24 protein-coding genes are annotated in these 23,141 nt (G+C 62.3%); 8 read left to right on the top strand and 16 right to left on the bottom strand.

Going from position 1 to position 23,141, the window contains the following annotated elements; all coding sequences use genetic code 11:
• Positions 1–9: 9 nt before the first annotated feature.
• Positions 10–276: a BON domain-containing protein gene (locus NE852_RS29875; protein ID WP_008532101.1), complete on the bottom strand. Its 267-nt coding sequence runs from the start codon at positions 274–276 to the stop codon at positions 10–12.
• Between the two features lie 439 nt (positions 277–715).
• On the opposite strand from NE852_RS29875, the gene NE852_RS29870 reads away from it, so the two are divergent.
• Entirely contained in the window at positions 716–910 is a 195-nt protein-coding gene (locus NE852_RS29870; RefSeq protein WP_164841445.1) for a hypothetical protein, read from the top strand.
• A gap of 75 nt (positions 911–985) precedes the next feature.
• Here NE852_RS29870 and NE852_RS29865 read toward each other — a convergent pair whose 3' ends face one another.
• The 3 genes from NE852_RS29865 to NE852_RS29855 are packed head-to-tail and all read right to left on the bottom strand — an operon-like array spanning position 986 to position 2,587.
• Positions 986–1,696, bottom strand: coding sequence for an RNA polymerase sigma factor (locus tag NE852_RS29865; RefSeq protein WP_258157178.1), 711 nt, complete (start codon positions 1,694–1,696; stop codon positions 986–988).
• Positions 1,697–1,737: 41 nt separating this feature from the next.
• Positions 1,738–2,058, bottom strand: a complete 321-nt coding sequence (locus NE852_RS29860) for a cupredoxin family copper-binding protein (RefSeq protein ID WP_008532107.1) — start codon at positions 2,056–2,058, stop codon at positions 1,738–1,740.
• A 7-nt stretch (positions 2,059–2,065) separates the two neighbouring features.
• Positions 2,066–2,587 carry a DUF4142 domain-containing protein gene (locus NE852_RS29855; RefSeq protein ID WP_008532108.1) on the bottom strand — a complete coding sequence of 174 codons (522 nt, stop codon included), beginning with the start codon at positions 2,585–2,587 and terminating at the stop codon, positions 2,066–2,068.
• 690 nt (positions 2,588–3,277) lie between these two features.
• Between NE852_RS29855 and NE852_RS29850 the strand changes: the two genes are divergently transcribed.
• Positions 3,278–3,700 (top strand): chemotaxis protein, encoded by a 423-nt coding sequence (locus tag NE852_RS29850; RefSeq protein WP_258157177.1) that lies wholly within the window; start codon positions 3,278–3,280, stop codon positions 3,698–3,700.
• Between the two features lie 79 nt (positions 3,701–3,779).
• On the opposite strand, the gene NE852_RS29845 is transcribed toward NE852_RS29850, so the two are convergent.
• The 8 genes from NE852_RS29845 to NE852_RS29810 form a co-directional block, all read right to left on the bottom strand.
• On the bottom strand, positions 3,780–5,225 hold the full coding sequence (locus NE852_RS29845) for an aldehyde dehydrogenase (protein WP_008532111.1): 1,446 nt from the start codon (positions 5,223–5,225) through the stop codon (positions 3,780–3,782).
• Positions 5,226–5,248: 23 nt separating this feature from the next.
• Entirely contained in the window at positions 5,249–6,034 is a 786-nt protein-coding gene (locus NE852_RS29840) for a coniferyl-alcohol dehydrogenase (protein ID WP_258157176.1), read from the bottom strand.
• A 40-nt stretch (positions 6,035–6,074) separates the two neighbouring features.
• On the bottom strand, positions 6,075–7,100 hold the full coding sequence (locus NE852_RS29835; RefSeq protein ID WP_258157175.1) for a branched-chain amino acid ABC transporter permease: 1,026 nt from the start codon (positions 7,098–7,100) through the stop codon (positions 6,075–6,077).
• Positions 7,097–8,011: a branched-chain amino acid ABC transporter permease gene (locus NE852_RS29830; RefSeq protein WP_008532115.1), complete on the bottom strand. Its 915-nt coding sequence runs from the start codon at positions 8,009–8,011 to the stop codon at positions 7,097–7,099. The genes NE852_RS29835 and NE852_RS29830 overlap by 4 nt, the downstream gene beginning before the upstream one ends.
• A complete protein-coding gene (locus NE852_RS29825) occupies positions 8,008–8,736 on the bottom strand; it encodes an ABC transporter ATP-binding protein (RefSeq protein WP_008532116.1) in 729 nt (242 codons plus the stop codon). Before NE852_RS29825 ends, NE852_RS29830 begins: the two co-directional genes overlap by 4 nt.
• Positions 8,733–9,380 carry an ABC transporter ATP-binding protein gene (locus NE852_RS29820; protein ID WP_258157196.1) on the bottom strand — a complete coding sequence of 216 codons (648 nt, stop codon included), beginning with the start codon at positions 9,378–9,380 and terminating at the stop codon, positions 8,733–8,735. Before NE852_RS29820 ends, NE852_RS29825 begins: the two co-directional genes overlap by 4 nt.
• Positions 9,381–9,490: 110 nt before the next feature.
• Positions 9,491–10,795 carry an ABC transporter substrate-binding protein gene (locus tag NE852_RS29815; protein ID WP_008532120.1) on the bottom strand — a complete coding sequence of 435 codons (1,305 nt, stop codon included), beginning with the start codon at positions 10,793–10,795 and terminating at the stop codon, positions 9,491–9,493.
• Positions 10,796–10,863: 68 nt separating this feature from the next.
• Positions 10,864–12,297, bottom strand: a complete 1,434-nt coding sequence (locus NE852_RS29810) for an aldehyde dehydrogenase (protein ID WP_374992024.1) — start codon at positions 12,295–12,297, stop codon at positions 10,864–10,866.
• Between the two features lie 267 nt (positions 12,298–12,564).
• On the opposite strand from NE852_RS29810, the gene NE852_RS29805 reads away from it, so the two are divergent.
• Both NE852_RS29805 and NE852_RS29800 read left to right on the top strand, forming a co-directional pair.
• Positions 12,565–13,464, top strand: coding sequence for an AraC family transcriptional regulator (locus NE852_RS29805; protein WP_008532124.1), 900 nt, complete (start codon positions 12,565–12,567; stop codon positions 13,462–13,464).
• A gap of 319 nt (positions 13,465–13,783) precedes the next feature.
• Complete coding sequence (locus tag NE852_RS29800) at positions 13,784–15,490, top strand: adenylate/guanylate cyclase domain-containing protein (protein WP_037173752.1); 1,707 nt, start codon at positions 13,784–13,786, stop codon at positions 15,488–15,490.
• A 153-nt stretch (positions 15,491–15,643) separates the two neighbouring features.
• Here NE852_RS29800 and NE852_RS29795 read toward each other — a convergent pair whose 3' ends face one another.
• A complete protein-coding gene (locus NE852_RS29795; RefSeq protein ID WP_008532126.1) occupies positions 15,644–16,129 on the bottom strand; it encodes a MarR family winged helix-turn-helix transcriptional regulator in 486 nt (161 codons plus the stop codon).
• A gap of 198 nt (positions 16,130–16,327) precedes the next feature.
• On the opposite strand from NE852_RS29795, the gene NE852_RS29790 reads away from it, so the two are divergent.
• From NE852_RS29790 to NE852_RS29775, 4 genes are read left to right on the top strand one after another with little or no spacing between them, the layout of a single operon-like run.
• Positions 16,328–17,911: an AMP-binding protein gene (locus NE852_RS29790; RefSeq protein ID WP_258157173.1), complete on the top strand. Its 1,584-nt coding sequence runs from the start codon at positions 16,328–16,330 to the stop codon at positions 17,909–17,911.
• A 45-nt stretch (positions 17,912–17,956) separates the two neighbouring features.
• Positions 17,957–18,778 (top strand): p-hydroxycinnamoyl CoA hydratase/lyase, encoded by an 822-nt coding sequence (locus NE852_RS29785; protein ID WP_008532134.1) that lies wholly within the window; start codon positions 17,957–17,959, stop codon positions 18,776–18,778.
• Between the two features lie 32 nt (positions 18,779–18,810).
• Positions 18,811–19,917 carry an NAD(P)-dependent alcohol dehydrogenase gene (locus NE852_RS29780; RefSeq protein ID WP_008532136.1) on the top strand — a complete coding sequence of 369 codons (1,107 nt, stop codon included), beginning with the start codon at positions 18,811–18,813 and terminating at the stop codon, positions 19,915–19,917.
• Positions 19,918–19,938: 21 nt separating this feature from the next.
• The gene (locus NE852_RS29775) at positions 19,939–21,378 is read left to right on the top strand and encodes a coniferyl aldehyde dehydrogenase (RefSeq protein ID WP_008532137.1); all 1,440 of its coding nucleotides are present in this window, start codon (positions 19,939–19,941) and stop codon (positions 21,376–21,378) included.
• A gap of 244 nt (positions 21,379–21,622) precedes the next feature.
• On the opposite strand, the gene NE852_RS29770 is transcribed toward NE852_RS29775, so the two are convergent.
• From NE852_RS29770 to csgH, 3 genes are all read right to left on the bottom strand, one after another.
• Positions 21,623–22,066 (bottom strand): hypothetical protein, encoded by a 444-nt coding sequence (locus NE852_RS29770; protein ID WP_008532138.1) that lies wholly within the window; start codon positions 22,064–22,066, stop codon positions 21,623–21,625.
• Positions 22,067–22,137: 71 nt separating this feature from the next.
• Positions 22,138–22,551, bottom strand: coding sequence for a curlin (locus NE852_RS29765; RefSeq protein ID WP_037173771.1), 414 nt, complete (start codon positions 22,549–22,551; stop codon positions 22,138–22,140).
• A gap of 173 nt (positions 22,552–22,724) precedes the next feature.
• Complete coding sequence (gene csgH, locus NE852_RS29760) at positions 22,725–23,123, bottom strand: curli-like amyloid fiber formation chaperone CsgH (protein ID WP_008532140.1); 399 nt, start codon at positions 23,121–23,123, stop codon at positions 22,725–22,727.
• Positions 23,124–23,141: the final 18 nt, after the last annotated feature.

Raw genomic sequence — 23,141 nt, 5'->3', positions numbered from 1 at the left:
TGGCGTTCGCTATTGCGTCGGAAAGCGGCTCAACATCCGGTCCTGGACATTTTCAGGGCCCACGATCATTGCCGCGAGCCTTATGGCTTTCTCTCGGTCTGCGGTGTTCGTGATATAGCCTTCGAGCAGGACGACAGGCCCAAGCATTCTGATTTCGATGGCACTGCTGTCGATATCCGGGTCAGCGGAAAGGGCTGCCTTGATTGTTGCGATAGTCGACGCGGAACTGTGGCCTTGCGAGCAGCTCTCTTCATGATTGTCGGGACCGAACTTCATACTCTCCTCCAGTTCCACCCCTCCACGGACCTTGCGACTGCCTCAAACCTGTATATGAGCAATGGATCCCGGTCCGCCAATGCGACTTAGGTCCGGCGTCCCTCGGCAAGCTTTTTCACGATCTGTCTTGACCGTTCATCGCCTGCATTCAGCGGACTTGCGTCTGACGGCAATTTAAATCGTCGGTTGCCCTATCCGAATTTCGCATCGCTGTCCGTTTGACGCGGTAAAGCCGCTAGGGGAGCCGGCTGAGCGTGCAGAAGTAGGAGTTTGTTAAGGCTGCACCGGCGTTTACTGTTATACGAACAAACGCAACCTACTGAAATTGCGAGATGTTCCGGTTGGCCGGCAATGAAGCATGCCGTCCCGTCAAACTGTCGGGGCTGGACACATGAGAGTTTCCATCCTTCCCACATGAAAACGAAAATAGCGAATGCAAATGGCAGACATCATCCCGTTTCCGAACCCAGTCCCTCATCCCGCGATGGATGCTCACAACCTGAACGTCGCAGGTGGACCGTCCCTCGACCAGGAAATGGACAAAATGCTCCAGGCACGCGCTAGCATCCGCAAGGTTCTGGATGACCTCGACAGGTTGAACGGCCAGCTGACCCAGCTGGTCCTGGAAAGATGAGAGTGAAACACCGTTGCCGGTGGGGTCTCTCCGCCGGCCACGGGTCCGCCTCCCGGCGAGTGATGGCGCAAGATATTACGACGTCTGGCGAAGGGCGGCGATGACGCGATCGGCCATCGAGGCGCAGCGGGCGCCGTCGAAGGGGAAGAGCGCCTGGAATGCGCCGGAGAGCTGTTTTTCGATCGATTGGCGCATCATCTTCCGCGCCCGATGCAGCCGGGTCTTGGCGGTCTCGGGTTTGATGCCGAGATAGGAGGCGGTCTCGTCCGTGCTCATGCCCTCGACGTCGCGCAGCACGAAGACAGCGCGAAAATCATCCGGAAGTTCGTCGACGGCATGTTCAAGCAGGTGGCGCGCCTGGCTTCGCGACAGCTCGGCTTCCGGGTCGGCTGGCGAAAGCGAGGACGGAAACTGAAGTACCCGGCCGCCCGGCGACGTCGTCTGCATGTCGATTTCCTCAAGCCCTGTCGTGTTCTTTTGGGCCCGCACGCGGCCCAGCGCCTCATTGAGCGTTATCCGCGTCAGCCATGTCGAAAGCTCGGCCTCGCCGCGGAAGGTTGCCAGATTGGTGAAGGCTTTGACATAGGCGGCCTGCACGACGTCTTCCGCCTCCCAATCGCTGCGGATCACGGCGCGGGCCGTGCGGAACAGGCGCTGATTGTGACGCTGGACGATGGCGCGGATGGCGGGCTCGTCGCCCACCATCGCGAGCGGCACGAGCTCGGCGTCGGAAATTGTCGATAGAGGTAACCGGTGTCGCTCGGCCGGAACCGGAATGGCTGCCATGGAAAACCTCCTGCTCGCCTCGTCTTTCCAGGAGCCCGGCCCTAAGGCCGGACCTCCAGTTTGCCCGTCATGGCGGGATGAAAGCGGCAATAGAAATCGACCGCTCCCGCCTGGCTGATCGTCATCCGGCCCTCCGATTTCGGCGGCAGTTCGATATCGAAACTCTTGTCGCGGGCCGTCGCCGTATGCCGGAATATATCATCGTTTCGCCAGACGATCACATCACCGACATGCAGCTCGGCCGGCGGCGCACCGAATTTCATGCTCGCGATGGTGATCTGATATTCCGCCGCCGAGGCGACTCCGCTGCCAGCCCAAAGCAGTGCGAACAGCAGCGGCAGCAGTTTCGTCAGCGATCCCATCGCCACTCTACTTCATCATCGAAGAGAGATGCTCGGCATGCATCTGGTGCTCTTTAAACAGGGTCAGGCCCGTTTCCAGCAGCGACTTCAGCTCCTTGTTCTGAGCCGAAGGGATCAGCACCTTGGCCAGCGCATCGTTGACCGACTTGTGATAGGCGACTTCGTTGTCGATATAGGCCTTGTCGTAGGCCGCGCCGTCGAGGCCATCAAGCGTCTTCAGTTCCTTGCTCGCCTGGGTCGAGAGCGACTGGCTGATCTTGTTGTCCTCCGGCGTCACGTTCAGCTTCTTGACGAGGGCAAGCGCCTGGTCGTTGACGGCCTTGTGGTCGCGCTCCATGGTCTTGGCGAATTCGATGACCTCGGCATTCTTGCTCTTTTTCAACGCCTGCTCCGCGGCGGTGACGTCGATCTGCCCGGCCGTGTAGGCAATGTGGGCGATCTGGGGATCGGTCGGCTTGGCATCGGCGGCGAACGCGGCCGCGCCGAGCGACGCTGCGATGAAGGTTGCGCCGAGAATTCGTTTCAACATGATCTGTCTCCTTGTGTCCGTGCACGGATGCTTCCGGCAGCAGCGGTGCTGCGCCTTGTCAGCGAGTATTGGATGCAGATCGGTCGAAAAGGTTCCCGGAAATTCTTGCTGCGGGGGAATGCATGATTGCGGTGCGCCGGTGGGCCACGCTTTCCCGGACGAGTTGTTAGAACGCCACGGCGAAAAATGTGAACTATTTTCGGAAGACGTTATGCTCTAACTCTCTAATTTGGAACAAAATTCGGATTGCAGGCCTGCTGCCTAACCATCCGAGTGAATGACAGCCGCCGAAACGGCTATTCAACCGGCCGTCGCCGCTTCCAATCATGATCGAAATGCGTAGATGCTATCCATTCTGCGCGCAAAAGATCCGACCGTTTAGGCGCCGAAGGACTTTTTTAAGTGCTGCGGACTTGGATGGGGGCGCTCTTGTCACGGCGTGTGCCGGGCTCACTCGTGACAGTGGCATGATTGGTCACCAGCCCAGACGGGAATACGACATGGTCCATCGCACTTGTGCGCTTATGATCCGCCGCGGATCCTGCGGCAGCGGCGTTTCACGCTAGGGCTCCGCGCATGGTCGAGACAGCGAACGGCTCGGTAACCGATCTCAAAGATCAGAAGGCCCGATTCTGCGCCGAGATTGCAGCATTGGTGGCTGCGGTCATCAGCGGAGACCTGACGCGGCGAATGGACGTCGATTATGCCGATTCGGATCTTTGCCGTTCGGCGGCCACCCTCAACGAACTGATCGCGTCGATCGACGATAACCTTGACGATTTCAACAGGGCGGCGGCGGCTCTTGCTCTTGGCGATCTCCATGCAAGTATGCGGGAGAAGCACCGTGGGGCGTTCGGGCAGTTGCAGAGGAACTTCAATCTGGCCATCGCAACATTCCGCACGGTGCTGGGGGAGCAGGGCTCGGATCAGTTCACGGACAAGGCGACCAAATTCCGCCGTATGCTGGCGACCTTGAAATCGAACGAGGTCTCTTTCGAACTTCGGATCTCCGACGAGGATCCGCGCCCCATCCCTTCGCCTGCCCATGATCTTTGGCTGATGCTTGCCGACGCGCTGAATGATCCTCAGGGCGATTCCAGCAAAAGTGCGTAAAGCCCCAGCAAAAGCGGGCAAGGCAAAGGCAGCGCCGCAACTGCAATAGTCGTCGCGGCGCCGGTGATGCCTTGCGTCGTCAGAACGGATAATGCTGCGCAGGATCCTCCACCGTGATCCAGCGCAGATCGGTGAATTCGGCGATCGCGGCCTTACCGCCGAAGCGGCCGTAGCCGCTGCCCTTGACGCCGCCGAAAGGCATTTGCGCCTCGTCGTGCAGCGTCGGGCCGTTGATGTGGCAGATGCCGGATTCGATCCGCGCCGCAACGGCCATTGCCCGCTGTACGTTGCGGCTGAAGACGGCCGAGGACAGGCCGTATTCGGTGTCGTTGGCGATGCGGATCGCTTCCTCCTCACCGGAGACGCGGATGATCGGCTTGACCGGGCCGAAGGATTCTTCCGAATAGATGCGCATGCCGGGCGTTACGTGATCGAGAAGCGTCGCCTCGACGACGGTGCCTGAGCGTTTGCCGCCAGCGACGAGTTTCGCGCCCTTGGCCTGCGCATCGGCGATCAGCTCTTCCATCTTTTTCGCCGCGTCGAGGCTGATCAGCGAACCCAGAACGACGTGGCCGCGCGGGTCGCCGGCAGGTAACTGGCCGGCGCGGGCGGCCAGTTTGGCGACGAATTCATCGGCAATCGTCTCGTCGACGATGATCCGCTCCGTCGACATGCAGATCTGGCCCTGATGCATGAAGGCGCCGAAGATGGCGGCATTGACGGCGCCGTCGATATCGGCGTCGTCAAGGATGACCAACGGCGCCTTGCCGCCGAGCTCGAGGAGGGCGGGTTTCAGATGCCTGCCGCAGGTCTCGGCGATGATCCTGCCGACCTTGGTCGAGCCGGTGAAATTCACCCGCCGGACGGCGGGATGGGCGATCAGCGCCGCAACGATTTCAGGCGCATCTTCCGGCGCATTGGTAATCACATTGATGACGCCGGCGGGCAGACCCGCTTCAGTAAGCGCCGTGGCGATCAAACGATGCGTGCCGGGGCATTGTTCGGATGCTTTGAGTATGACTGAATTGCCGCAGGCGATCGGCATGGCGATGGCGCGGGTGGCGAGGATAACGGGCGCATTCCAGGGGGCGATCGCCAGGCACACGCCGGCGGCCTGGCGAACACCCATGGAAAGCGAGCCGGGTTTGTCGGAGGGGATGATTTCGCCTGAAATCTGCGTCGTCATGGCGCCCGCCTCGCGCAGGATATTGGCAGCGAGCATGACGTTGAAGCCGGCCCACGGTGCGGTCGCGCCCGTCTCTTCGATCATCAGCCTGGTAAACTCGCCCACCTTGGAATCCATGATGTCGGCAGCCTTCATCAGGATTGCGCGGCGTTGACTGGGACCGGTCTTCGACCAGCCGGCGAAGGCGGCGGAGGCGGCATCGACGGCTGCGGCGACATCGTCGAGGTTTGCCGCCGCAGCCCGGCTTGCGAGCTTCTCGGTGAAGGGATCGATGCGGTCATAGGTCCGGCCGCCGGAAGCTGCGCGGTCTGCGCCGTTTATGAGCAGGGCAATATTCATCGTGGTGTCTCCTGAAAAAAGAGTTAGAAGCCGAGCACGTCGGCGTTGATGGATGCTTCGAGGCCGCCGTCGGCGGCGAGATTGGCGCCGTTGATCCAGCGTGCGCCGTCCGAGCAGAGAAAGAGCACGGCGGGCGCGATATCGGCGGCGGTCCCGGCACGACCGACCCGGGTGATGTCGCTGTCGACCCGGGCATCGCCGAGCACGGCGCGGAACTGTTTAAGGATCGGTGTTTCCACCGGCCCTGGGCTCACCGCATTGACGCGGATGCCGCGGTTCTTGAACAATGGCTGGTGGGCCGCGCGCATGGTCCAGAGCAGCAGCAGCTCCTTGGAGAGTGGGTAGCCTTGCTCGTCCTTGAGGTCGTGTTCGGCGACAACAGCCGCCACATCGGGAAAGCCTTCGATTGAGGTAAGCGACTTGGCCCGTTCAAGATTGGCGCGCCAGCCGTAGCCGGCGATCGAGGCGACATTGACGATGGCGCCGCCTTCGCGCAGGCGGGGTGCCACGGCTTCCGACAGGGCGCGCAGCCCGTAGAAATTGACGGCGAGCGTCGAAACGATGCCGGTGTTGCCGGAAAGGCCGGCGACATTGGCGAGCGCCTCGAGGCGCGTCGGAAGCTGTGCGACAATCTCGGCAACGCCCGATGGCGTGGATAGATCGCCCTTGATGAAGGTGGCACTTCCATTTGCCGGTTCGCGCACATCGACACCGATGACCTCGGCGCCCATCTGGCCGGCCAGTTCCGCTGTGCGCGCGCCGATGCCGGAGGCCACGCCGGTCACCAGGATCGTTTTACCAAAAAGCATGGATTTCACCTTTCGCAAGAAAACCAGGAAGCAAGCCGGTTCATTCTTCCCATTTGATTTTATTCGGGCCGGGCAATTTCAGCCGGTAGCCGACGGGCAGGAGCTGGAAGTCGAAACGGCGCTCGACTTCGCCCCAGAGGCCGCGCGGCAGGTAGAGCGAGAAAATCAGCGCGGTGGCGCCGAGACCGATCAGATACCAGACCCCGGCCGAGCCGAAGAAGGTCTCGATCACGAAGAACAGGATGGCGCCGAGGATCGCGCCCTCGAACTTGCTGATCCCGCCGACGAGCACCATGAAGATCATGTAGGCCGTCCACTGGACGCTGAAATAGGTCTTCGGCTGGAAGGTCGTGGCGGTCGCGAGCCACAGGCCGCCGGCGACGGCGATGCCGAAGGCGGCGAGCACGAAGAGCAACCTCTTGGTCGCGATCACGCGCACGCCGACCGAGGTCGCCGCCTCTTCATTGTCGCGGATCGCCTGCATCGCCGCCCCTGCGCGGCTGCGCATCAGCATGAAGAGAGCGCCGAGCAGCGCCACCATGGACGCCAGGGCCAACCAGTAGATCGCGGCCCGCCGCGTCGCGCTGTCATAGACGTTGAGCGAGATCAGCGAGGTTCCCGTTTCCCCTTGAATGAGGCGGTCGAGGTTGACGAGCAGATGCGCGAGTTCGGCCACGACCCACATGCCGATCGCGAACTCACCGCCCTTTAGACGCAGCATGAACAGCGAAAGCGGGATCGACAATGCGCCGGTCACGATCGCGGCCGCAAAGACGGAGACGAAAGGATCGAGCCCCGCATCGGCGAGGCGAATGGTAAAATAGGCGCCGAGGCCGAAGAACACCTGCTGGCCGACAGAGACGAGCCCGCCGAACCCGGCAAGTGCATTCCACATGGCAGCAAGGATCACGTAGATGAACAGGGCGGTCATCCGGTCGATCGCGCCGGCGCCGAGCACGGCTGGGGCGAAGATCAGCAGGGCAAGCACCGCCGCCATGGAGGCGAGCGCCACCCGCGACGATTTCGTCCAGCGTTCTATCGATATTCCGTTGGAGACGAATGTCATGTCGGGCTCCGGAGACGGGCGTGAAATTTGAAGGATGCGCCAAGCTTGTCGAGAATCGGCATGCCGAACCCGGACAGCCTGACGAAGAGCACCAGCAGGAACACGGCATGGCCGCCGATCAGGAAGCCTTGCGGATGCAATTGCGCGCCAAGCGACTGGGCAAGCCCAAGAACGATACCGCCGACGAGCGTGCCCCAGAGCGATCCGGCTCCGCCGATGACCGCGGTCTCGAAGGCAAAGAGAAGCTGCGGGCCTCCCGCATAGGGGCTGAACGTCGCCCGCATTCCGAGAAATGCCCCGGCGATCCCGACCGTGACCATGGTGATGGCGGTGGCGACGGCGTTCACCCTGCGGGCATCGATGCCGACGAGCCCTGCCGTATCGGGATCTTCGGCCGTGGCGCGGATGGCGCGGCCCAGCGCAAATCGGTTGAGGAAGACCTGCAGCGCGCCGAGAACGACGACCGCGGTCACCATCATCAGGACGGCAAGCTTGCCGACGAAGATGTGACCCGGCAGTTGCCAGGATGCATAGGACAGGTTGCCGATGAAGGGTGCGAGCGATCTTGTGTCGGCGCCGAATTGTTCGAACAGCAGATTGTCGATGACGATCGACAGGCCGAAGGTCGTCAGAATCGGCAGCAGCGTGCCGCCGCGGGCGCTGCGTTCGAGAATGAAGCGCTGCAGCAGCCAGCCGATCACCGCCATGACGGGCAGCACGATCAGCAGGCCGGCGAAAGGCGGGATGCCGGCTTTGGAGGCGAGCAGCCACAGCCCGTAGGCGGCAGCGACCGCCAGGCTGCCATGCGCGAGATTGATGACCCGCATGACGGAGAACATGAAGGACAGGCCGCAGGCGATGACGGCGTAATAGCCGCCGAGCAGGATGCCCTGGAGCAGGGAATTGATCATGATGCGCTCCTTTGGCCGGCTGCCCGGTGCAATCCGAAATAGGCTTTGGTGACTTCGTCGCGCGTGACGGCGGCTGCCGTCCTGTCGAGGACGATGCGTCCTTCCAGCATGCAGATGACACGGCTTGCCACACCCATGGCCCGGGCAAGATCCTGTTCGACCAGCACGATAGTCGTTCCCGAGGTCAGCAATGCCTGCAGCTGGGCGTAGACGCGGTCGACGACCAAAGGAGACAGTCCGAGGGAGACCTCGTCCAGCAGAAGAATGTCGGGATTGCTCATCAGCGCCCGGCCGATGGCGGTCGCCTGCTGTTCTCCGCCCGACAGGTGCCCGGTTTTGGCGTGCCGGCGGGGTTTCAGGTTCGGGAAGGCGTCGAGAACGCGATCGATGCTCCACTCGCCTTTGCGCCCGCAGCTCTTGCCGAGAAGCAGGTTCTCTTCGACGGTCATCTGCGAAAACAGGCGCCGGCCTTCCGGCACCAGGGCGATGCCCTTGGCGATCCGCTTGTGGGAGGGGACGGTGGCCAGATCCTCGTCGTTGAGACGGACGTGGCCGGAGGATGGAAGATGGGCGCCGGCGATCGATCTCAGCAGCGTCGTCTTGCCCGCGCCGTTTGCGCCGACCAGCGCCAGCACCTCGCCTTTGGCGATATCGAAACTGACCCCGCGCACCGCCTGCAGCAGGCCGTGGCGGACGTCGAGGTTCTCAATGGAGAGGAGGCTCATGCGGGTGTCCCTCCGAGATAGGCCTTGACCACTTCCGCATTGCTCATGACCGATTTCGGTTCGCCATCGGCAATGATCCTGCCGGCATCCATGCAGATCAGCCGTTCCGCCACCTGCAGCAGGATATGAACGATATGCTCGATCCAGACGATGCCTATGCCGCGGCGGCGCAATTCCAGGATTGTTTCCACGAGTTCGCTCGCTTCGCCATCGGTCAGGCCGCCGCCGATCTCGTCGAGCAGCAACAGTCTCGGCTGCGTGGCGAGCGCACGGGCAAGCTCCAGGCGTTTGCGATCGAGGAGACCGAGCGTGTCGGCCGGGCGGTTGGCGACGCCAAGCATGCCGCAGAGCGAAAGCGAATCCACCACGCGCTCATAGGCCTCGTCGCGGCTTGCGGCATTGCCGTGCGAGGCGGCGACGAAGACATTCTCGAAGGTCGTCATGCCGCTGAAGGGCTTGGGAATCTGATGGGTTCGAACGAGCCCGGAACGGCAGCGCTCCGCCGCCGTCCGGTTGGTGACCTCAGTGCCGTCGAAGGTAATGGTCCCCGCACTTGGCGGGAAGGCGCCGGCCAGCACGGAGAGCAGCGTCGTCTTGCCCGCGCCGTTCGGCCCGACGATACCGACCGCCTCGCCATCGCCCATGGAGAAATCGAGATTCTCCAGCACGACGAGGGCGCCGAACCGTTTGTGGATTCCCTGGCCGAGAGAAAGGCTCCTCCGGGCCGTCTTTGAGCTTCCTGCAGCACTTTGCGTTATCCGTTGTAAGCGATGAGCTTGGCACCGACCGGGACATTGGGGTCGGTGGCGTTTTCGGTGACGACATAGTCGAGCGCGAATTTCGAGCCCTCCGGCGCTTTCACCCATTGCGTGCCGATGATCGGTCCAGGAGACACATTGGCGACGGGACCGCTGGTGAAGTCGACTTTGCCGGCGATCGTCGTGGTCTTCAGCGTGGCCAACGCCTTCGCCACCGCCTCCTTGCTCTTGACGTCGGTGCTCGCCTTCAGCGCATCGAAACCGGCGTCGAGAAGGGCGAGCGTGGCGCCAAGCTGCTGCGTCCACTGCTTGCCGCTTGCGGCTTCATAGCCATCGGCGAGTTCGGTTCCGGAGACGCCCGTCAGCGTGGATTTGTAAGGGAAGGCCTTGTGCCAGTAAGCGGCGCTGCCGATGTTGAGGCCGAGATCGCCGAGCGCTTCGATGTCTGATGGAAAGAGGCCGGTCTTGGCGACCTGGCAGATCTTGATCTGCTGGGTGAGGCCCTGCTGTGCCGCCTGACGCCAGAAGGCGGCGAAGTCGGGCGGGATCGGGAACGAGTTGAAGATCTCCACGCCCTCTTGCCGGAAGAGAGCGATCTGCGCGGAAAAGTCGGTGGTTCCGGTTTCATAGGCGCCGGGATCGACGATGGTGAAGCCCGCCTTGGCGAGCGCCGGCGCCAGATGGGCGCGGATCGCATTGCCGTCGGCATCGTTGGGATACATGACGCCGACCTTCTTGTTGGTCTCGATCAGGTTCCACTGCGAGACATAGGCCTTGTGGAATTCTTCGACGCCGAAGCCGAAATGGTAGGTCCACTTGAACGGCGAAGGCGCCCCGGGCTTGGCGCCACGGCCGAAATACCACGCTTCCCAGGGCATGACCGTCGACAGGCAGGGAATGCCTGCTGCCTCGCAGGCGTCGGCCACCGGATTGATCGTTTCGGGCGTCGAAACCGCGAGCATCAGGTCGATTGCCTGGTTGTTGATCAGGTCCTTCGCCAGCTGACCGGCGCGCGAGGGGTCGGACTGGGTGTCCTGGTCGAGAATCTCCACCTTCCAGGTCTTGCCGCCGGCCTGCAGGCCGTTCGCCAGTGCCTTGCGCGCCAGTTCGAGCACATAGCCGTCGGTCTCGCCGAAGCCGCCGAGAGGGCCGGTGCGCGGACTGATGAAGCCGATCTTCAGCGTATCGCCGCTCGCGGCAAAGGCCGTGCGGCCGGCAAGCGCCAAGGCCGCGCCGCCTGCCACGGTCGATGCGATGAAAGAGCGGCGGCTGAGCGATGCCGCGTTGAGTTTTCCGTTCATGTAATCATTCCTCCCTCTCGAGACGGGCCTCCCGCCCGTTTCCATGGTTCATCCCCGCCGATCCGGATTCAGATCGGGTAGTGCCGTTTCCCCGATGCCACGGTGACCCATCGCAGCTCGGTGAATTCGTCGATTGCGGCCTTGCCGCCGAAGCGGCCGTAGCCGCTTGATTTGACACCGCCGAACGGCATTTGCGGCTCGTCGGAAACGGTGGCTTCGTTGATGTGGCAGATGCCGGATTCGAGCCGCATGGCGACGGCCATCGCCACATTGACATCGGCGCTGAAAACCGCCGCCGAAAGCCCGTATTCGTTGTCGTTGGCAACCGTCACCGCCTCGTCGACGCTGCCGACCCGGATGATCGCCGCCACCGGCCCGAAGCTCTCCTCGCGATAGATGCGCATGGCCGGCGTTACGTGATCGATGACGGTCGCATCCATCAGCGTGCCGTGCGCCTCGCCGCCGCAGACGAGGACCGCGCCCTTCTGCAGGGCATCGTCAATGAGCGACCGGACGCGGCGGACGGCTTCGGCGTTGATCAGCGTACCGAGCGGCGTGTTGCCGTCTCCTGGATGGCCCGCGATCAGGGTTTCGGCCTTCGTCCGAAATTTGCCGACGAAGCCGTCGGCGATCTCGTCCATCAGGATGATCCGTTCGGTGGACATGCAGATCTGACCCTGGTTCATGAAGGCACCGAAGGCGGCGGCGCTCACTGCCTCATCGATATCGGCGTCGGCAAGCACGATGAACGGCGCCTTGCCGCCGAGTTCGAGCAGGCAGCGCTTGAGATGCCTCGCCGAGGATTCGGCGATGATTCTGCCCACTCGGGTGGAGCCGGTGAAGTTGATGCGGCGGACGGCCGGATGGGCGATCAGGGCGTCGACGATGGCGGCGGCATCGCTCGGTGCATTGGAAACGACATTGACGACGCCACGGGGAAAGCCGGCGTCACGCAGGATGTCGCCAATCAGGCCGTGGGTCTTCGGGCAGAGCTCGGATGCTTTCAGGACGACGGTGTTGCCGCAGGCCAGCGGCATGGCGACGGCGCGGGTCCCGAGGATGATGGGCGCATTCCAGGGGGCAATGCCGACGCAGACGCCGGCCGGCTGGCGCACCGCCATGGCGAGGCTTCCCGGAATGGCCGAAGGAATGAGCTCGCCCGAGATTTGCGTGGTCATCGCTGCCGCCTCGCGGAGGATGTCTGCGCCGAGCCCGCAATTGATCGCCGCCCATTGCGTTGTGGCGCCGGTTTCGCCGGTCATGGCGGCGATGAGTTCCGGCGTCCTGACATCGAGGAGATCGGCGGCGGCATTCAGCAGTCTGCGCCGCTCGCCAGGGCCGGTCTGCGACCAGTCGGGAAAGGCGGCAGCGGCCGCATTGGCCGCCCTCCTCATGTCGGCGACGGACCCCGCCGAGGCGATCGTTGCGACATCGCCGGTCAGCGGATCGAGGCGTTCGAAGGTCGCCCCCTCGGAGGCGTCCATCTCCTCGTTGTTGATCATCAGCTTCGTCAAAAACACCGCTTCACCCAATTCGTCACGTGTTGGCGCCTAAGAACCGCGCCTGCATCGTTGCCATGGGGAGAAAGACGAGCGGACGCGCCGGCCCAAAAGCCGCCTGACCGTTCCTGCGTTGTCGGAATGCCTCCTCCCAAAGGCTGATAACGACAAGGTTACGCCGATCAATTGCGGATGGAATGCGATTTATTGGGTTAATATTGTAATTATCCGGCGATAGCGGCACTATTTCAGAGGAGCGGAGGAGTGGCCTTGGTGACGGACGGAGGCATTCATCATTATGCCAGGGGCGAGTGGCACGGGCCGTCGCTGTCGCACCGGCGTATCCGTCTTCAAAAAGGGCTCTATACCGATTTTCACCACTTCCTGCTGCTTGGCGAGGGCGCGGCCGAGCTTCATTTCGAGAGTGGCGAAGATCGGCCGTTGCATGGGCCGCTGCTTGCCTTCCTGCCGCCGCAGGCGCGCTGCGACCTGTCGATCGCTGCGGGCAGTGCTGCGCATCTGATCGGGGCCTCGGCGCAGATCATGGTCGATGCGATCGGCGATAAGGTGGAATCCTATTCGCTGCGCATGTTCACCGAGCAGCGCAAGCTGGTCGAGGCATGGGACCCCTTGCTGGTAGCTGAAATCAGCCCGCTGATTTCAGGCTTCGTGCGGGAACTCGGCGATCCCTCCCGGGCCTCCTGGATGGTGGTATCGGCCTATCTCAGACTGATCCTGATGACGCTGTGGCGCGGCAGCGACGGCGAAAGAAGTGAGCAGCGCGGACGGGGCGAAACCGGATTGATCCTGCAGCGCTATCGCCAGCTGGTCGAGGCGGGCTTCCGCCAGCACCGGCCGATCAGCGCCTATGCCGCGGAATTGGGCGTTACCGCCGACCGGCTTCATTCAATCTGCCAAAGGGCGCTCGGCCGCGCGCCGATCCAGCTCTTGCACGAGCGCGTGGTGCAGGAGGCGAAGCTGAGATTGGAGCGCTCGGCCCGCAATATCCAGGAAATCTCCGACAGCCTCGGCTTTCGCGACCCGACCTATTTCAGCCATTTCTTCAAACGCAAGACCGGCCTTTCCCCCGCCGGCTACCGCGAAATCGCCCGCGCTTCCGCCGGCTCGGAAAACAGTATGCTGTCCTCGGGCTATGCGGATTGGCCTTAGGTCTGAGCGCATTGTGCAAAGCTGGAATTTGCCAGTTTTGGATCGCAGGTCAGTCGACACGAAATCCCAGGCCGGCGTATGACTGCAATGCGGCAGGAGCAGTCGTGGCCCCACATGAAGGAATGACCGATTTGGGGCCGGAAGGAGACCGGCCGCATCTGGCGGGCGAGCCAGAAATGCAGACTTAGGCAGTTACAGTTCGGGTTCACCTGCGAGGTGCTTATCAGTGCCGGGAATCGGATGTTACCTCTTACCACTTTGTTGACTCACCCGCGGCTGAACAGTAACTTGGGAACTCGGTCATTAGGCTTGTCCTCACATGACGGACCCATCTCTTCAGCGTCGCCTTGCCGCCATCGTCGTTGCCGATGTGGTGGGATATTCACGCCTGATGGAGGCCGATGAAGTCGCAACGCTGGAGAACCTCAGGGAACTCCGTTCCGGCACTATCGAGCCGGCTGTGATGCGCCACAAAGGTCGCATCTTCAAGGTCATGGGCGACGGTTTCCTGATCGAATTCGGCAGCGCGGTGGAAGCGGTCGCAGCAGCGTTGGAAATGCAACGGGCGACTGCTGCTGTCGAGGCTTCCGGAGACCGACGCCTGCTCTTGCGTATAGGCGTCAATCTGGGAGATGTCATTGACGAGGGTTTAGACGTCTTCGGCGACGGGGTCAATGTCGCGGCGCGCCTCGAGAGACAGGCCGCCCCGGGAGGCATCTGCATTTCGGGCGGCGTTCACGGCGAGATCCTCGGCAAGATCGACGACCGGTTCTTCGATGCAGGCGAACGCTACCTGAAGAACCTGACCCGCCCGGTCCACGTGTGGCATTGGCCGGATGCGCTGCAGAGCATATTGCCGCTGCCGGAAAATCCCTCGATCGCTGTATTGCCGTTCACGAATATGAGTGGGGATGAAGCGGACGCGCCTTTCGTCGACGGCTTGACCGAAGACCTGATCACCGACCTTTCCCGCACGGCTGGCCTGTTCGTCATCGCGCGCAACTCCGTCTACGGCTACAAGGGCAAGCCGGTCAACGTAAAGCTGGTCGCCCAGGAACTCGGCGTCCGCTACGTCCTGGAGGGGAGCGCCAGACGCGCAATGGGCCGTGTCCGCATCAACGCCCAACTGGTCGACACGCTTGGCGGCGGGCACTTGTGGGCCGAGAGATTTGACCGGACGGTGGAAGATGTTTTCGAACTGCAGGATGAAGTTAACGCCAAGATTGTTGAAGCCCTCGTCGGCCGGCTGACCATCCCGCCGCAGCGCAATCGGCCGAAGAACTTTGAGGCCTATGACCTGTGTGTGCGCGCCCGCCTCCTGACGGAAGAGTCGCCGCAAACCGAGCGTGAGGCCTATATGCTGCTCCAGCGTGCGGTCAAGCTCGAGCCATCATATGCCGAGGCGCTCGGTCTGCTCGCCTATAACCGTTGGCTGGCCTGGACTCATTTCGGCGAGCCTGAAGATCCCAACCGGAAGATGGCGACGACATCAGCGCAGAAGGCGGTCGACCTGGACCCCAACGATGCCGGCTGCCGTTACGTTCTGGGGACTATTTTGGCTTATGAGCGGCGATGGGAGGAATCGGAGGCCGCATTCGCCAAGGCTCTGGAGCTGGACCCCAACCACGCCGACACCTGGGCCGCCATGTCAGACGTGTCGGTACTGGACGGCAGGGTTGCCGACGGACTGGCGCAGATCGAAAAGGCTATGCGGCTCAATCCCCGTCCAGCCTGCTGGTATCTTTGTCATCTTGGGCAGGCGCAATACGCCGCGCGTGACTATGAGGCCGCAGCCGCTACACTCCGCAGGGAAGACACGTATCGTACCAACTCGCGCAAATTCCTGGCGGCCACGCTTGCACAGTTGGGCCACCGTGAGGAGGCGCGGCGAGAAGCAGAATTGTTCCTGATCGCCCACCCTCATTTCACGATCGCCCATTGGCTCAGTTCCCAGCCACTGCGCGATGCATCCGTACGAGACCACTTTGTCGACGGCTTCCGAAAGGCAGGCCTGCCGGAGATGTGACAGGGGGTGGAGACAATGACGACGCGTTCGAGGACATGAAGGCGACGACGCTTACTGCGCTATCGGCGGCGCAAAGATGCCGCTACCTTGAAACTATACAAGGTCTGCTTTCCGGCAGGTGCAAGCGCGCTTTGGCAACAGCGAAGGCAGGTTTCAGTCGCGCTTATATATACGCTTCAGCGCAGCCAGCAGCCCATCCATTTCGTCGTGCGAAAACAGGTCGATGAAACGCTGTTCGTGCTTGTCGATCAGCTTGCGCGCCTGCGCGAGCAACGTGTGTCCCGCCATCGTCAGATGCAGTTCCTGGCGGCGGCGGTCCGCTTGGGAAGGGCGGCGCTCGACGAGGTCGCGGGCTGCCAGCCGGTTGACGAGGGCCATCATGGTCGCGCGGTCGGTGCCGAGCGTATTGGCAAGGTCGATCTGCGATGCACCCGCATTGGTCGCAAGGAGCTCCATCACCGCGAGCTGTTTCTGCGTCAGCCCCAGCTCTTCCATGGTTTCGGCGAAGTCGCGGTAGATCGCGACATGCGCCATGCGCAAATGAAAGCCGAGGAGATCGCCAAGCCGGCCGACGTCGAGTGACGGCGTCGTCGAAGCATCCTCGCTCTCGAAATCATCCTGCGGCGGTTTTGCGGCCATTGTTCATTCTCGTCTGGTCAAGGCGCCATAACCATCAAAATCAGCAGGTTAGTCAATATCCGCCCAACGATTTCCCAGAGCTTGTCGAAGCAGTCGGATTTGCCGCGAGCAGCCTCTTGCATCCCGCTCAAAAAATATTAGTATGTGTTGCATACAAATTTGTCGGCCGCGGAGGAGCGGCAGGCATGGGAGGAAAAAATGGCGCATTCCTTTTCCGGAATGTCTTCGTCCGCCGATTGCGGACTGGTGGCGGATGATCCCGTCCTTTACCGCGCCCGTGTCGCGCCGGATCGTCAGGCCCTGTTCGAGATCGCCACCCGCCGGCAGCTTACCTATGCCGAGCTCGATACGCGGATCGCCCGCTGCGCCGGTTTCCTGAATGATATGCTCGGAGCGCGGCGGGAAGGGGCCCGGATCGCCATGCTGGCGCGCAACTCGATGGATTCGATCGTGCTGGCCTTTGCCTGCCAGCGCGCCGGCGCCGTTTATGTGCCGCTCAACTGGCGCCTCGGCCCCGCCGAACTGCAGCCGATCCTTGCCGATTGTGCGCCGGTGCTTCTGGTCCACGACGAGGAATTTTCGGCTGTTGTGGCGGAACTTGCGGCGATCAGCCCCGAGATGGAGGCGATCGCGACCGCAGACGGTCCGGCCGGGCTTGCCGCCCGGATCGAGGCGAGTTCCCCGGTCGGCTCGGTGTCTGGCGATGCCGATGGGGCGTGCGTCCTTCTTTACACCTCGGGCACGACGGGACAGCCGAAGGGCGTCGTCATTACCCGCCGCAACGCCTTCTTTGCCGCCGTCAATTTTTCCTTCGTCGGAGAAATCGGGCCGGCATCGGTCGCTTTGTGCGATCTGCCGTTCTTTCACACGATCGGGCTCATTGCCGTGGCGCGGACCACATTGATGCTGGGCGGCACGCTCGTCATTTCCGACCGCTTCATCCCGGCCCGTACGCTGGCGGCCCTTGCCGACCGGCAGCGCGCCGTCACCCATTATTTCGCCGTGCCGCAGATCGCGCTCGCCTTGCGCAACGACCCCGCTTATAGCGCCGCGGCTCTCTCCGGCCTGCATGCGCTCTTCGTCGGCGGTGCGCCGCTGACGCAGGCGCTGATCGAAAGCTATCTCGACGACGGCGTTGCGCTGGTCAACGGCTACGGCATGAGCGAGGCTGGAACGGTGCTGCATGTGCCGATCGACCGGCGCGCAGTGCAGGACAATCCCGGCAGTGTCGGCCTTCCCGCGCCATTGCTCGATATCCGCATTGTCGGCGAAGGTGGCAGCGACGTTAGTGCCGGCGAGATCGGCGAACTCTGGCTGCGTGGACCGTCGGTGACGCCGGGCTATTGGAACAAGCCTGCGGAAACCGCCGCCGCCTTCACCGATGGCTGGTACCGTACCGGCGATCTCGGCCGCTGCGAAGCAAACGGCTTCTATCGCATCGTAGATCGGCTGAAGGATATGTATATCAGCGGCGGCGAAAATGTTTATCCGGCCGAAGTCGAGGCCGTACTCGCAAGCCATCCCGATATTCTGGATACCGCGGTCGTCGGCATTCCCGACATAAGATGGGGCGAATGCGGCGTCGCCTATGTCGTGCTGCGGCCGGGTGCGGTGGCGACGGGCGAGGCGATCGCCGACCTTTGCGCGGCACGGCTCGCCGCCTTCAAGCGCCCGGCGCGCATCCTCTTCGTCGAAACCATTCCCCGCACCGCCTCCGGCAAGGTGCAGAAGCATGTCCTGCGCCAGCTGCATTCCGACGAAACCTTTCAACGACAGGCCTGATGAAGCGGCCCCCGGCTTTCATGCCGAAACCAATGGAGTGATCTGATGACTAAAAACCAATCGCCAGTTCTGGTCGAATTCGACAATGGCATCGCTTTCGTGACCCTCAACCGTCCCGAGAAGCGCAATGCGATGAATCCGGCCCTCAATGCCCGGATGCTCGACGTGCTCGATGAGCTTGAGGGCGACGAGCGCTGCGGTGTTCTCGTCCTGCGCGGCGCCGGCGAGTCCTGGTCCGCCGGCATGGATCTCAAGGAATATTTCCGCGACAACGACGACAAGCCGCGCGATGCCACGCTGAAGGCGCGGCGCCAATCCGGCGGCTGGTGGGGCCGGCTGATGTATTTCGAAAAGCCGACGATCGCCATGGTCAACGGCTGGTGCTTCGGCGGTGCTTTCACGCCGCTCGTTTCCTGCGATCTCGCCATCGCCGCCGAAGAGGCGAATTTCGGGCTTTCCGAGATCAACTGGGGCATTCTGCCGGGCGGCAACGTCACCCGTGCGGTTGCGGAAGTGATGCGCCACCGCGACGCCCTTTACTACATCATGACCGGGGAACTCTTCGGCGGGCGCAAGGCCGCGGAAATGGGCTTGGTCAACGAGGCAGTGCCGCTCGCCGAGCTCGAAACCCGGGTCCGCAAGATCTGCACGAGTCTGCTCGAGAAGAATCCGGTGACGCTGAAGGCCGCCAAGGACACCTACAAGCGTGTGCGCAACCTGCCGTGGGACCTCGCCGACGATTACATCTACGCCAAGCTGGAACAGATGCTGTTTCTCGACAAGACCAAGGGGCGCGACGAGGGGCTGAAGCAGTTCCTCGACGACAAGACCTATCAGCCGGGGCTCGGCGCCTACAAGCGCGGCTGAGGGCGCGGATTGATCTCGGGAGGAGGAAAATAATGAAAATCCATGCCGCGGTGGCGCGTGCGCCCCATATGCCCTTTTCGCTGGAAAGCCTCGATCTGGAGGAGCCGCGCGAGGGTGAAATTTTGGTTCGCGTCGTCGCGACCGGCGTTTGCCATACCGATATCGTCATGCGCGACCAGTATCTGCCGGTGCCGCAGCCGGTCGTGCTCGGTCATGAAGGCGCCGGCATCGTCGAGCGTGTCGGGCCGGGCGTCGCCAAGGTGGTCCCGGGCGATCACGTGGTCATGACCTTCAATTCCTGTGGTCGTTGCCCGAGCTGCAACGACCACGAGGAGACCTATTGCCACGAATTCTTCCCGCGCAACTTCTTCGGTGCACGCGCCGACGGTTCGAGCGGGCTCTCCTGCGAAGGAGAGCGGGTTCACGGCAATATTTTCGGGCAATCCTCCTTTGCGAGCCATGCCCTGTGCCATGAACGCAATATCGTGAAAGTGCCGAAAGATGTGGATCTGGCGCTGCTTGGCCCACTCGCCTGCGGCATCCAGACCGGCGCCGGCGCTGTGATGAATGCGCTGAAGGTTGAACCGGGAAAGGTGCTCGCGGTCTTCGGCATGGGTTCAGTCGGCCTGGCCGCCGTCATGGCGGCGCGAATTGTCGGCGCTTCCAGGATCATCGCCGTCGATCTCAACGAGACGCGGCTGGCGCTTGCGGCGGAACTCGGAGCGACCGACATCGTCAATGGCAAGGAGAGCGACGCGGTTGCCGCGATCATGGCGCTGACCGGTGCCGGCGTCGACTATTCTATCGATGCCTCCGGCGTGCCCGTCGTCATCGACCAGTGCGTGAGGGTGCTGGCGCCGCGCGGCACATGCGGCATCGTCGGGGCTTCGCCGCATGGTGCGACGCTGACGCTCGACCTCACCCATATTCTGTCTGGCGGACGTCGGGTGCGCGGCATCGTCGAGGGCGATTCCAATCCTGTCGTGCTGATCCCGCTATTGATCGACCTTCATCGCCAAGGGCGCTTCCCGTTCGACAGGCTCGTCCGTTTCTACGATTTCACCGACATCAACCGGGCGGTAGAGGACTCGGAAAGAGGCATCGTGCTGAAACCGATCGTGCGCCAGCCGGCCGCCTGACATCGTTCAAGGGAGGAACCAATGAACACCGTCACCCCAATCGCCACTGATACCAGCCCCGATACCATGAAGGCGCTGCTTGCCAGACAAAGGTCGTCCTTCCTGAAGGAAGGGCCGCCTGATATCGAGACCCGCATCGATCGCATCGACCGCGTCATTGCCCTTCTAGTCGATCATAAGGATGCGATTGCCGCGGCTCTTTCGGAGGATTTCGGCAGCCGCAGCGTCGAGGCAAGCCTGCTTCTCGACGTCTTCACCTGCGTCGGCTCGCTCAAATATGCCAAGGCCCATCTGGCCGAATGGCTGAAGCCGGAAGAACACGAGGCACTGTTTCCGGATGCGGTCGCCAAAGTGGTCTATCAGCCGAAAGGCGTTGTCGGAATCCTCAGTCCCTGGAATTTCCCCTATCAGCTCGCCCTCGCGCCGCTTGCCGGCATTCTCGCCGCCGGCAACCGCGCGATGATCAAACCCTCGGAGGTGACGCCGGCTTCATCAGCCTTGATGGCGGAGCTCATCGCCGGCGCCTTCGACGCCACTGAGATCGCCGTTGTTCAGGGCGGGCCGGCGACAGGCACCGCCTTCACCTCGCTTGCCTTCGACCATCTGATCTTCACCGGTGGTACTGCGGTTGCCCATCATGTCATGCGGGCGGCGGCGGAAAACCTGACGCCGCTGACGCTCGAACTCGGCGGCAAGTCGCCCGTCATCGTCGGCCGCTCGGCCGATCTCGCAGATGCGGCGCGCCGCGTCATGACCGTCAAGACGCTGAATGCCGGCCAGATCTGCCTGGCACCTGATCATGTCTACGTGCCCGAGGAAAGCGTCGAAGCCTTTGCCGAACACGCGGTGGCGGCGGTCGCCGCTATGTATCCGACGCTGAAGGAAAATCCTGATTACACGTCGATCGTCAACGCCCGTCATCATGCCCGCGTCCAGAGCCTGGTCGACGACGCCAGGGCCAAGGGTGCCCGTATCGTCGAGATCAATCCGGCGGGAGAGAATTTCTCCCAGCAGCCGGCCCACCGCATGCCGCCGACCCTGATCCTCGATCCCGCTGACGATATGCGTGCGCTCCAGGAGGAAATCTTCGGACCGGTGCTGCCGGTTCTTCCCTACCGCGATGTCGCCGACGTTATCGATCGCATCAACGCCCGGCCGCGCCCGCTTGCCCTCTATTACTTCAGCCAGGATCAAGAAGAGGAGCGCCGCGTTCTCGACAATACGACCTCCGGCGGGGTGACGGTCAACGACTGCATGAGCCACGTCACGGCGGAGGGCTTGCCCTTCGGCGGCGTCGGCCATTCAGGCATGGGCGCCTATCACGGTAAATTTGGCTTCCTCGCCTTCTCGCATCCGCGCGCCGTCTATCACCAGAGCAAGATGGTGGAAGCGGAACACATGATGCGCGCTCCCTTCGGCGAAGCGATGCGAGGCTTCCTGGCTGAGGCAATCTGCAAGTGAGGCTCCAGTTTTCCGATAGCCGGGCCTGAAAGGCAAATTCTCGGGCTGGCGCAGGACTTCGTCTTCTTCCCGCAATCGAGCTCGGATTGCGTTGGGTGCCGTACCGGACGCCGCCTGAAACATCGCAATGAATGCCGAGGTCGTGTTGTAACCCAGCTTGTGTGCGACCGTCTGAACGGAAGGCCGTCCGAAAGCATGACAACCGCCCGGGAGAGACAAAGCCGCTGTCGCCATTTCACGAAGCTCAAGCCGAGATCCCGTTTGCAGCGCCGGGCCAAGGTGCGCTCGGTGCTGTGAACATGACTTGCCCATTCGCCGGAGAGCGGCCGTCGCTGGGGTTCTTGCAGAGCGCTTCCAGCGCCGGCTTCAAGGCGCGGTCATCCGACAACGGCAGGAAGCTTTCCAATGGCGATCCGACACTCAGCTGATCGATGAGAACGCGCATCAACCGGGCATCATCCGCAGCCCGAGGCTCGCCTATACCACGCTTCTTCAAGTCCAGGAGGATCGCTTTGGCGACCGGCCCGACCGGGATAGTGCTCGCTTGACGCGGCAGACGGTCACAGAGCCTCTGTTCGACGTCCAACAATAGATATGAGGTCTCATCGCCAGCCCAGGCCAGATGCTCGGTCTCCGGCGGCAGCCACACGCCGAAGTCCAGTGGTGCTGCGTAGCGGCTGCTTTTCACGGTCAGCTCGATGACGCCCGCGACGGAGTAGACGAAGGTGATATTGCCTTCGGGGACTGTTGTGAACTGCCTTACCAGCCATAGCTGAAGGTAGCGCCACTGCCGTTATCCCCATCTTGCACCACGTCGGTTTCTGTATTTCGCCCATACTCGAAAATGCCATAAGCATTGTTGTTGCCATTCTGCCGCAAGGTTGCGGAATGACCATTGCCCCGCTGCCGGATGAAGCCGAGATTGCTACGGCCGGCCTGAGCGATGCCAGCCGCATTGCCCCGGCCCAGCTGCCGAATGTCGGCGTCTTTCAGACCGCGGTAGAGCGAATAGACGCGCAGTCCGGTTGAAAAAAGATCAGCATCCTCGACATTGCCTGGCGCGAGATTGATCGAGATCCGGCCGCCGGCAAAGGCCGGTGCAGACAAGGCTACCAGCCCTAGGCTCCCGGCAAGAAGAGTGACGGTAAGCGTTTTAAGCACGTTGCGGGTCATCCTGATCTCCATTTGCCGGCTGCCTTGGCCGATGATCAATCTTTGCATCTTTCAGCTGAACCCAGCCGGAATTGCCCGTTCAGTTGTTGTTCAGTCGTTTCAGCCTGATCGAAAGCAAAAGGGCGCCGGAAGCTGGCGCCCTTTCAGAGGGATTTGAAAAATGTGGAGGCCGTTCAGTTGCCGCCGATCTGCTTCGTGCAGCTGAAACTCTTATCCCCGATCACGACATCCAGTGTCGCCTCGTATTCGGCTCCCTTGGTGTCGAGCGAGACGGAGCTGAGGATCGCCGAATGTCCGGCTGTGGCATCAAAGTCGCCACTCTGGTTGATCGTGGAGCTTCCAGCGTCTCCTGACTTCTCGACATGGAAGGTGTAAGTCCCGCCGACATGCTTGTCGGCGTGGATGAGCGCATCCAGTCTCACCATAGCTCCTCCAGGCGTTGCTTTGATTTCGCAAATCTGCGCCCCGTCATTTTGGCTGGCGGTCGTCATGGCCGTAACTGTGCCGACGGGAAGCAGGACCAGCGCGAGAATGGCCAGCAGGCGGCGTGGATGCTTGACGCTATTTGGCATGGGTCGTCTCCCTTGATG

The sequence above is a fragment of the Rhizobium sp. Pop5 genome, assembly GCF_024721175.1.
In the GTDB taxonomy this organism is placed as follows: domain Bacteria; phylum Pseudomonadota; class Alphaproteobacteria; order Rhizobiales; family Rhizobiaceae; genus Rhizobium.
This window is presented reverse-complemented; position numbering and strand designations above follow the sequence as displayed.